Genomic DNA, 8345 nt, shown 5'->3' with positions numbered 1-8345 from the left:
GTGAACGGCCTCGGCACGCCCCATGGCACGCCAGAGATCCCGCAGCAGCAGGGGGTGCATGAGGCCGAGGTATCCCTGGCCCGGGACAACGGTCCTCCCCCGGCCGCCCGTACGCCTGGCTGCGCCGCCACCGGCGGTGGCTGGTGCCCCTGCTCGCCGCGCTGTTGCTCGCCCAGATGGCCGCGGCGATGGTCACCACAGCCGTCCAGCAGACCCCGACCATCGACGAGCCGGTGTACGTCGCGACCGCCACCGACTATCTGCACGAGCACCGGATCCGCTACAACCCCGAGCATCCGCCGCTCGGCAAGCTGCTGATCGCGCTGGGGGTGGCGGTGGCCGACCCGCACTACGACCCCTCGTACACCGGCACCCAAGGGGATGTCGGCCGGCATCTGCTGTACGAATCGGGCAACGACCCCTGGCGGGTGATGCTGTGGGCGCGGCTTCCGGTGATCGTGCTGACGCTGCTGTTCGGGCTGGTCGCCTTCGCGTTCGCCCGTGAACTGACGGGCACGGCGGGCGGTCTGGTGGCCCTCGCGCTGTACGCCTTCTCGCCCGATCTGATCGCCCACGGCTCGCTGGCCACGCTGGACGTGCCGACGGCCGGGTTCGTGCTGACGTCGGCCTGGCTGGTGTGGCGGGCGCGGCGACGGCCCGGGCTGTACCTGCCGCTCGCCGGGGCGGCACTCGGCGCGGCCGTGGCGACCAAGATGAGCGCGTTGCCTGCGGTGCCGGTGCTGATGGTGCTGGCGGCGGTGTCCGTCCTGGCGGCGCGCCGGGGACCGGGACTGCAGCCGGGGGACCGTCCGGACGCGGAACCGGGCCGGGGACGGGGCGCACGTCCAAGGCGTGGACCGCACACCGACATCGACCGGGAGCGGGACAGGCACCCGGCCGGCGCGCGCCCTGACACGAGCCCCGGCCGGGACCGGGAGGCGCCGCGAACCGACGGGCGGGACACAGGTGACGGTCGGAAACGTCAGGCAGCGCACACCGACGGGCCGGACACGTACCACGACCGACAACAGCGCCCACCGCAGGGCGACGGACCCGAGACGGGCGACAGCCGAAAGCAGCGGGCACGGCACACCGACGGGCCGGACACAAGGGACGACGGCCGGGAAGGGGACGCCCTTCCGACCGGCGGGCCGCATACCCGCACCGGTCGGGCCCGGCGGGTTCTGTCCGCTCTCACGGCCCTGGCCGATCCGCGCCGTCGCACGGCCCGCTCCGCCCTCGCGGGCGACCCCGGCGACCGGCGGCGGACGGCGCTGTCGGCCCTCGCCGGCGCGGTCGTCGTGGGGCTGGTGGCGCTCGTCGTCGTCTGGGCCGCGTATCTCGCCGTCGATCCCGGCCTGCGGTTCTCCCCCGCCGAACCGGTCCCGGCCCTGCACGGGCTGCGCGGCCGGCTGGTGGACCTGCTGCCGGTGCCAGACGCCTACCGGGCGGGCATGCGGGTGCAGTTCGGGCTGGAGGACTACCCGTGGCAGGGCTATCTGTTCGGGCACCTGTACACCGGCTCGCTCTGGTACTACCTTCCGGCCGCCCTGCTGGTGAAGACGCCGCTCGGGCTGCTGGCGCTGGGCGCGGCGGGTGCGGTGGCGGTCGTGGCGGTACGGCGGCTGCGGCCCGCGGCGCCGTATGTGCTGCTGCCGCCCGGGGTGCTGCTCGCGGCGGCCATGACGGGGTCGCGGGACTTCGGGACGCGGTACGCGCTGTTCGTGCCGATGTTCCTGGCGGTGGCGGCGGCCTGTGTGCCCCGGCCCGGCCGGCGGTGGACGGCCGCCGCGGTGGCCGCGCTGGTGCTGTTCACGGCCGTGAGCTCGCTGCGGACCTTCCCCTGCTACCTGCCGTACTCCAACGAGGCCTTCGGCGGCCCCGCCCGCACCCACCGGCTGCTGCACGACTCCAACGTGGACTGGGGACAGGACCTGGGCCGGCTCGCCGACCGGCTCCGGCAGCGGTATCCGGGCGAGCGGGTGTGGCTGGTCTACAAGGGCAGCGGTGTGCCCTCGTACTACGGCATCCACGCCGCCGATCCGCGCACGGTGCCGCCGCAGCGGGTGCACGGGCTCCTGGTGGTCTCGGACTCCGTGCTCGCCAAGGCGCGCGGACGGCTCGCCGAGCTGGTCGGCAGCAGCCGTCCGGCCGGTGACGTGGGCCATTCCATCAGCCTCTTCCGGCGCTGAAACCTCCTGCTCAACCCGCTGTTCCTGACGGTGGGTGAGCTATGTTGAGTGCTTGTGGCAGACAATGGAGGCGGACCGGTGCCCTCGCCGCAGCAGGCACGAGCCCAGGCATCAGCGATCACGTCCGGCAAGACCGTGCCCGCGGCCGAGGCCGCCCCGACCTCCCGGCTCAGGGAACTCTTCGACGGCCCCCGTCTGTCGCCGGGGCAGCGGCGTATCGCCCAGTACCTGATCGAGCACATCACCGAGGCCGCGTTCCTGTCCATCACCGAGCTGGCCGACCGGGTCGGGGTCAGCCAGCCCTCGGTCACCCGCTTCGCCGCCGCCGTCGGCTTCAGCGGCTACCCCGCCCTGCGCGAGCGGCTGCAGTCGATCGCGCTGAGCACGCTGGCCGGCGGACCGGGCGAGGAGAACCGGGCCAACGAACTGCAGGCGGCCGTCGACGCCGAGATCGAGAACCTGGAGAACCTGCGGCGCGACTTCGCCGACCCCGACCAGATCATCCGCGTCGGCCGCGAGCTGTCCCGCTCCACCCCGCTGACGGTGCTGGGCCTGCGCATCTCGGAGTCGCTCGCCGAGTACTTCGGCTACGCCGCCCGCCGCATCCACCCCGACGTGCGGCTGGTCACGCGGGGCGGCAGCGTGGCCTACGACGCCCTGCTGCAGTGCCGTGAGGCCGGTGGCACCTGGGTGCTGGCCTTCGCCATGCCGAGGCACTCCCAGGAGACGCTGCAGGCCGTCCGGGTGGCCCGCGGCGCCGGTCTGAAGGTCGCCCTGGTGACCGACCTCGCCCTCGGGCCGGTGGCCGACGAGGCCGACGTCACCTTCGCGACCGGCACCGGCTCACGGCTGGTGTTCGACTCCTACGCCGCGCCGGGTGTGATGGCCGCCGCACTGCTGCAGGCCATGACCGACGCCGATCCGGAGCGGACCCAGGCCCGCCTGGAGAAGTACGAACAGCTCTCCGACCAGCACCAGTTCTTCATGAAGGACTGAATCCCGCGCGTTCCCGCACCTGCGGCGCCGGTCGCGGTGAAGATCTTGCGGTCTCTCCTGCCCTGGACGGGGATCATCCACGACAAATCACGCATGAATGTTTTCATACGTCTTGCAAACCGGACGGCATATATAAATACTGCTCACGGATCGCGCCCGGCCCACTCCTGGCACGTTCCGCACCTGCGGACTCACCGCTCGCACACCGCCCCGAGAAAGCCGACGGACCGCCCATGCGTACGCAAGTCACCGCGCAGCGCCGGTTTCCGACGCCCGGGGCCCCCGCACGGACACCCCGAGCCGCCGTCCCCTACCCACGTCGGCGCCCGGGGTGTACCGGGGCGCGCCGTCTGCGCGACGCGCCCGTGGCGGCCCCGGCCATCCCCTAGGCCGGGGCCGCCCCGCACCCGTCGGACCACCCTCACGACGCCGCACACCGGAAGCGATGACCATGCCCCTGACCAGCACCCGTATCAGCCCCGACTGGCCCTGCCAGGTCAAGACGCCGGGCTCGTACGACTGGGAGCGCTCGGCGGCCAAGTGGCTGCGCGAGCTGATCCCCGCGCGCTACGCCAGCTATCCGGCCCTGATCCGCCACCCCGTCCTGCTCGCCCGGCACGCCCAGCTGCAGGTCCAGCAGGAGATCAGGGTGGCCCGGACAGCGCTGCAGACCGCACGGTCCGAGCTGCCGATGCTCGGCCTGCCCGAGTCGGTCATCGAGCACACGATCAAGCTGTACGCCGCCGAGGTCCTGCAGCTGCAGCACATCGCCCGCAGCGTCCGCGCGGTCAGCGAGGCCCTGGCCGGCCGCGGCACGGGCCGCTGATCCCACGGCCGTCACCGGCCCATCGGCCGCCACTGGCTCCGCCGGTCGCCGGCGCCCGCCGTTCGCCCCTGTCGCGCGAGGTTCGTGCGGACGACTCGCGCCCGCCTTCGGGCGGTCGTACGAAGCTCGTGTGAATCTTCCATGAAACCGGATCCGGCACAGGAGTGATCGAGCGGTCCCGGATGTGCCATGCTCGTCGCGTGACGAGCGAGCCCGTGCACCCGGTGGATACCACCGGCGCTGATCTGGCGGCGCTGGCCAAAGTCGTGGCCCGGCAGCGCGCGGAGATGGAACGGCTCCGGGATCTGGCCGCCACCTCGGCGGTCCTGGAGCGGGCCAAGGGCGTGCTCATGGCCGTCACCGGATGCAGCCCGGAAGCCGCGCACGAGCAGCTGCTGCAGCGGGCCGCGGACGGCAACCGCACACTCCTCGAACAGTGCTGGCTGACCCTGGGCACCCTGCCGCCGCGGGAGCAGCCCGCCGGCACACCGCCGTCCCCCGCAGGACGTCCGCTCGCCGGCTCCTGGCAGGTCGCCCCCACCGGCACGGTGGAGCTCGCGAACGTACTCAGGCACATCGGCCGCGACCTGGTCCGCGTCGGCACCCCGCACGAACTGGCCCACTGCCTGCTGGACCACCTCGCGCCCGAGACGGACGCCGACGCCGTGATGCTGTACGAGCGGCTGCCCGAGGGCGGGCTCGAGCTGATCGGGCACGCCGGAGTGGACGCCACCCTCGCCGCACAGTGGCGGTACCTGCCCCCGGTGACCGGCGTGGTCGCGCTCGAGGCCCTGCGGTCCGGCGAAGCGCAGTGGCTGGAGGACCCGGTCGGGGACCGCGAGCGGTATCTGCTGATCGGGGATTCGAACGAACGCTGGCCCAGCCGGGCGTGGCTGCCCATGCCGGCCGGGGACACCGCGTATGTCACCCTCGGCGTGCTGCGCCGGCGGGGCGGGGCGTTCCGGCCGCGCGAACGGGAGCTGCTGCGGGCCGTGGCCCGGCTGTGCGCGGGCCGGCTGCGCGCCTTCGACTCCGCCCAGGAACGCACCGGCGACGGCGTCACCCGGACCGTGCAGGCGGTGTTCGACGCGCTGCCCGGCGCGGCGATCCTGCTGACCCCGCTGCGCTCCGCCTCCGGCGCGGTGGAGGACTACCGCATCGGGGCCGCGACCTCGGAAGCGGTCGACGTCTTCGGCCGGACCGGCCGGGAGATGGTGGGCAGGCAGGTCCTGGAGAGTTATCCGTCCGTCGCGGGCGAGCCGCTGTGGCAGGGCTATCTGCAGGCCCTGGAGACGGGGGTGCCGTTCGAGAGCGAGCCGTTCGTCTACCCGGACGTGGTGGGCGAGGTGCCCGTCACCGCCACCTACTCGGTGCGGGCCGCCCCGCTGGGCGAGGGCCTGCTGGTCACCTGGCTGCGGCACGACCCCGCGGAGCGGCAGGAGCAGCGCCTGGCCGACGTGCAGCGGCTCGGCAACCTCGGCTGGGCCAACTGGAACCTGATCACCCGGGAGATCGCCTGGTCCGAGCAGACGTACTCCGTGCTCGGCCGGCCCCCCGCGCAGCCGCCGCTGGCTCTGGAACGGCTGCCGGACTTCGCCCTGCCGGAGGACGCGGGCCCGCTCACCCACGCGATCGCCGAACTGATCCGCCACGCCCGGCCGTTCGACGTGCCGTTCCGCATCGACACGACCGAGGGAGTGCGGCATCTGCGGCTGGTCGCGGAGGCCGTCACGGCACAGGACGGCACCACCGTGGAGGTGCACGGCTTCGTCCAGGACCTCACCCGGCAGCGGAGCGCGGAACTCGCGCTGGTGGAGAGCGAGCGGGCGATGCTGCTGCAGCGCGGGATCCTGCAGGCCGAGCGGGCCCTGGCCGCCCGGCTGCAGCAGGCCCTGCTGCCGCTGCCGAGCAAGCCGGTGCGGATGGCCGGGCTGCGCGTCGAGGTCGCGTATCTGCCCGCCCAGTCCGGCATCAATGTCGGCGGCGACTGGTTCAGTGCCCTCGAACTGCCCGACGAGGACGCCCTGTTCGTGGTCGGTGACGTGGGGGGCCACGGCATCGACGCCGTGGCCACGATGGCCCAGCTCAGGTTCACCGCCAAGGGCATGGTCACCACCGGCTCCTCGCTGACCGGGGCGCTGGCGCGGCTCAACTACCTGCTGCTGCACTCCCGCGACGCCCAGACCACTGCCACCATGGTGATCGCCCGCTACGACCCCCGCCGGTGCCTTCTCGCCTGGGCGCAGGCCGGGCATCTGCCGCCGCTGCTCGTGCGCCACGGCGAGGTGCGCTACCTCGACCGGCCCGGCGGCATGCTGCTCGGCGCGAGCCTGGCCCCCGTCTTCGAGGCTGCGGAGCTCCGTCTCGAGCCCGGGGACCGGCTGCTGCTGTACACCGACGGCCTGGTCGAGCGCCCCGGTGAGAGCCTCGACGCGGGCCTGGACCGGCTGGCCGAAGCGGTGCGCGCCCCTGAACGCGGCGGGTCCGGCTCGCTGGACGCGCTGCTCGCCACGATGCTCGCGGACGAGGGCCGGGACGATGTGTGTGTGCTCGACATCAGGCTGCCGCTGGGGGACGTGACGAACGGGGCGGACGCGCCGGGCACGGACGACTAGCGTCCGGTGGCGCCGTGGCCCGGTGGCGGTCAGCCGGGGGCGAGGCCGGGATCAGTCGTCGTCCCGGTGCCGCCAGTACCAGAACACCCCGACGACCAGGGCCAGCAGGAAGACAGCGGGCACGAGCAGGCCCGGAATGCGGGAGCCGGTCATCGAGCTGGCCTTCGTTCGTGGTGCGGCGGAACGCGCGGCCGTGGGCCGCAGGCTGCCCATGATGAGGCCGGGGCCACCGCCGGGGCAATGCCCATCGCCGGGGTGTTGCCCGGTGTTCGAATCCGCTCATTCCAGGGGGTGACCGGCTTCGATACCGGCCGCGTCGGACATGCGCAGCAGCGGCCCGCCGCGCCCCTCGCCCCACTGCACCGGGTCCAGGACGAAACCGACGTGGTCGCCGCCGTCGGTGCGGTGGAGGATGGTGCCGACGAACCAGGCCGCCGTGTCCCTCAGCACCACCGCACCGCCGTACGCCTCGGTCCAGTCCAGGCGCGCGAACTTGTCGATCTTGTCGCCGGTCTCGCCGCCGAGGAGTTCGGCGAGGTCCCGTTGGTCCCGGGTGAGCAGGTGGACGGCGAGGTGCTGTGCGGCCCGGGCGACGCGGTAGGTGTGGTTGGCCTTGGACAGCCAGACGGTGAACCGGGGCGGCCGCACGGAGCACTGCGAGGCGAAGCCGACCAGACACCCGGCCCGCTGGCCCTCGGCCACGGCCGTGACCACGCACATGTCAGGATTCAGCCGGCCGAAGAAGCCGCTCATGGAACCGCGCGTGGCGTCGGCAGCGCCTTCCCCCGAGCCGACACCCGCCGTGCCGCCACCCGAGCCCGCCACACCGCCCGAGCCCGCCGCGCCGGCCGCACCGCCCGCAGCCGTCGTGCTGTGCGTCCCTTCCACGTCCGTCATGGCACCGCGCTCCCGTCCGCCGCTGTGGTCCGGCCCCGGCGTACGCAGGGAGGCCCGGGCGCGGCCCGCGCCGCTCTCCCGAGGTTCCCCGCGTGCCTCTCATGAATCGTCGCCCAGGCTGGTCCGCGACTCCAGCGCACGCCGCGTGTCGTTGCCGTAGACGCCGGACTCGTCGCCGCTGATGCCGTACCAGAGCTGGAACCGGGCGACGGCCGCGGTGAGGCCGGCGTCATAGGTACCGCTGGTGGAGCCGTCGCGGTAGACGTCCGGGATGCGGAGCAGCCGTTTCTGCAGGTCGGTGACCTCGGGGCCGGTGTCGCCCTGACGGAGGGTGCCGGGTCCGTCGGGGTCGGTGGCGGTGGTGGGCGCCGAGGATGCGGTGGGGGTCGGCGCCGGTGCGGTGGCGGGTGGTGCGGTCGTCGCCGGGCGCCGCGGGGGTGCGGTCGCCGCGGCCTGCTGGCGGCCGGTGAGGAGCAGGGCGCAGCCGAAGCCGAGGAGCGCGGCGGCGGCCACGGCCCCGGCGACGGCGGTCCGGCGCAGAACGGTCGTGGTGCGGGGCGGCGCCGGTACGCGCGGCAGTTCCTGTGTCTCCGCGTCGTCGGCGTCCGCTGTTCGCGCCGCCACGCCGTCCATCTCGCGCATCAGCTCCGCGAGGCCGTCGAGCCGGCGGGGCCGCAGGACCCGGACGGGTTCCAGGACCGGTCCGGCATGCGGGCGTTCGGGATCGGTCGGTGTCGGCACCTGGCTCTCCTTCCGTCGTCCCCGTGCTGAGATACGACGACGGGGGTGCCGCCGTTCAGCCGTGGGCCGCCTCCCCTC

The 8345-nt window shown here is 73.7% G+C and carries 6 protein-coding genes; 4 read left to right on the top strand and 2 right to left on the bottom strand.

Features of this window, described 5'->3' with window-relative positions; genetic code table 11:
- The first annotated feature begins 176 nt into the window (after positions 1-176).
- The 4 genes from ABT288_RS39175 (at position 177) to ABT288_RS39160 (ending at position 6629) form a co-directional block, all read left to right on the top strand.
- On the top strand, positions 177-2192 hold the full coding sequence (locus ABT288_RS39175; protein WP_351618550.1) for a phospholipid carrier-dependent glycosyltransferase: 2016 nt from the start codon (positions 177-179) through the stop codon (positions 2190-2192).
- Between the two features lie 78 nt (positions 2193-2270).
- Positions 2271-3188 (top strand): MurR/RpiR family transcriptional regulator, encoded by a 918-nt coding sequence (locus tag ABT288_RS39170; RefSeq protein WP_351618538.1) that lies wholly within the window; start codon positions 2271-2273, stop codon positions 3186-3188.
- A 445-nt stretch (positions 3189-3633) separates the two neighbouring features.
- On the top strand, positions 3634-4014 hold the full coding sequence (locus tag ABT288_RS39165) for a hypothetical protein (RefSeq protein ID WP_351618535.1): 381 nt from the start codon (positions 3634-3636) through the stop codon (positions 4012-4014).
- 182 nt (positions 4015-4196) lie between these two features.
- Positions 4197-6629 (top strand): SpoIIE family protein phosphatase, encoded by a 2433-nt coding sequence (locus ABT288_RS39160; protein WP_351618533.1) that lies wholly within the window; start codon positions 4197-4199, stop codon positions 6627-6629.
- A gap of 279 nt (positions 6630-6908) precedes the next feature.
- Here the strand turns inward: ABT288_RS39160 and ABT288_RS39155 are convergent, their stop codons facing one another.
- Together ABT288_RS39155 and ABT288_RS39150 are read right to left on the bottom strand one after the other, a co-directional pair.
- Positions 6909-7382 (bottom strand): flavin reductase family protein, encoded by a 474-nt coding sequence (locus ABT288_RS39155; RefSeq protein WP_351618547.1) that lies wholly within the window; start codon positions 7380-7382, stop codon positions 6909-6911.
- Positions 7383-7625: 243 nt separating this feature from the next.
- Positions 7626-8267 (bottom strand): peptidoglycan-binding protein, encoded by a 642-nt coding sequence (locus tag ABT288_RS39150; protein ID WP_351618530.1) that lies wholly within the window; start codon positions 8265-8267, stop codon positions 7626-7628.
- Positions 8268-8345 lie beyond the last annotated feature (78 nt).

The sequence above is a fragment of the Streptomyces sp. NPDC001093 genome (assembly GCF_040298985.1).
GTDB lineage: Bacteria > Actinomycetota > Actinomycetes > Streptomycetales > Streptomycetaceae > Streptomyces.
This window is presented reverse-complemented; position numbering and strand designations above follow the sequence as displayed.